This is a genomic window from uncultured Aurantimicrobium sp., assembly GCF_936931525.1.
In the GTDB taxonomy this organism is placed as follows: domain Bacteria; phylum Actinomycetota; class Actinomycetes; order Actinomycetales; family Microbacteriaceae; genus Aurantimicrobium.
This window is the reverse complement of sequence record NZ_CAKZII010000048.1, coordinates 1-2,068: the sequence shown is the minus strand read 5'-3', so window position 1 is coordinate 2,068 and position 2,068 is coordinate 1. Positions and strand designations below refer to the sequence as shown.

Here is a 2,068-nt window from a genome sequence, read left to right as displayed (position 1 = left end):
CCTGCATCGCCCTCGAGCTGGAAGCCCACGGGACCACCGGAGATCTCCTTGGTGCCAAGGTTGGTGGTCATGATGATGACGGTGTTCTTGAAGTCGACAACACGACCCTGACCATCGGTCAAACGACCCTCTTCCAGAATCTGGAGAAGCGAGTTGAAGATGTCGGGGTGAGCCTTCTCGATCTCATCGAAGAGCACAACGCTAAATGGCTTGCGGCGCACCTTCTCGGTGAGCTGGCCGCCCTCTTCGAATCCTACGAATCCGGGAGGAGCACCGAACAGACGAGACACAGTGTGCTTCTCGCCGTATTCGCTCATGTCGAGAGAGATCATGGCGTTCTCGTCGTCAAAGAGGAACTCAGCAAGTGCCTTAGCGAGCTCCGTCTTTCCCACACCGGTTGGACCGGCGAAGATGAAGGAACCAGAAGGACGCTTGGGGTCCTTGAGGCCTGCACGAGTACGACGGATGGTCTTGGACAGGGCAGCAATAGCCTTCTCCTGGCCGATCACACGCTGGTGAAGAGCCTTCTCCATGAAGACCAGTCGAGCAGACTCTTCTTCAGTGAGCTTGAACACGGGAATACCGGTTGCTTGTGCGAGGACCTCAGCAATAACGCCTTCGTCCACGATTCCCTGGCCGCCGGCATCGCCCTTGCGCCATTCCTTCTCGCGGCGCACGCGCTCACCCTGGAGTTGCTTCTCTTCATCACGAAGAGCTGCAGCGCGCTCGAAGTCTTGATCTTCGATTGCGGTTTCCTTCTTGGTGCGCGTCAGCGCGATCTGGTCGTCCAAGTCACGCAGCTCTGGTGGGTTGGAGAGGATCGAGAGGCGCAGACGAGCACCGGCTTCATCGATGAGGTCGATGGCCTTGTCTGGCAGGAAGCGGTCGGAGATGTAGCGGTCAGCAAGGTTTGCTGCTGCCACAATCGCACCGTCGGTGATCTGAACCTTGTGGTGTGCTTCGTAACGGTCACGAAGGCCCTTCAAGATGTTGATTGCGTGAGGCAAGGAAGGCTCAGCGACCTGAATGGGCTGGAAGCGACGCTCAAGAGCAGCATCCTTCTCAAAGTGCTTGCGGTATTCATCCAGAGTGGTGGCACCGATGGTCTGGAGCTCACCACGAGCAAGCAGAGGCTTGAGGATAGAAGCTGCGTCAATCGCACCCTCAGCAGCACCGGCACCGACCAACGAGTGAATCTCGTCGATGAAGGTGATGATGTCTCCGCGGGTGCGGATTTCCTTGGTGACCTTCTTCAGACGCTCTTCGAAGTCACCGCGGTAACGAGAACCCGCAATGAGCGAACCGAGGTCGAGGGTGTAAAGCTGCTTGTCCTTGAGGGTTTCAGGAACGTTGCCAGAAACAATTGCCTGAGCAAGACCTTCCACAACTGCAGTCTTACCAACACCAGGTTCACCGATGAGAACTGGGTTGTTCTTGGAACGGCGCGAGAGGATCTGCATCACGCGCTCGATTTCCTTCTCGCGGCCGATAACGGGGTCAAGCTTGCCTTCGCGAGCAGCCTGAGTCAGGTTGCGACCAAACTGGTCCAGAACCTGAGAACCACCCTGAGCTGCAGCGGCTTCTTCCTTGTTGCCGGCTGCTACAGGCTCCTTGCCCTGGAAACCAGAGAGGAGCTGAATGACCTGCTGGCGAACACGGTTGAGGTCAGCACCGAGCTTGACCAGAACCTGGGCAGCAACACCTTCACCCTCACGGATGAGGCCGAGCAGGATGTGCTCGGTGCCAATGTAGTTGTGACCAAGCTGAAGTGCTTCGCGGAGGGAAAGCTCAAGTACCTTCTTCGCACGAGGCGTGAAGGGGATGTGGCCGGTGGGCTGCTGCTGTCCCTGACCAATGATGTCCTGGACCTGCTCGCGCACGGCGTCGAGAGAGATGTTGAGAGACTCGAGTGCCTTAGCGGCAACGCCTTCGCCCTCGTGGATCAGACCGAGCAGGATGTGCTCGGTGCCGATGTAGTTGTGGTTGAGCATCTTGGCTTCTTCTTGCGCCAAGACAACGACGCGGCGAGCGCGGTCGGTAAATCTCTCAAACATTTCTAACTCCCATC

1 protein-coding gene is annotated in these 2,068 nt (G+C 57.5%); it reads right to left on the bottom strand.

Annotation, left to right across the window (positions count from 1 at the left end; genetic code table 11):
- Window positions 1-2,054: ATP-dependent Clp protease ATP-binding subunit (locus Q0362_RS02440; protein WP_298119399.1), on the bottom strand; the 2,054-nt coding region annotated here is incomplete at its 3' end.
- Window positions 2,055-2,068: the final 14 nt, after the last annotated feature.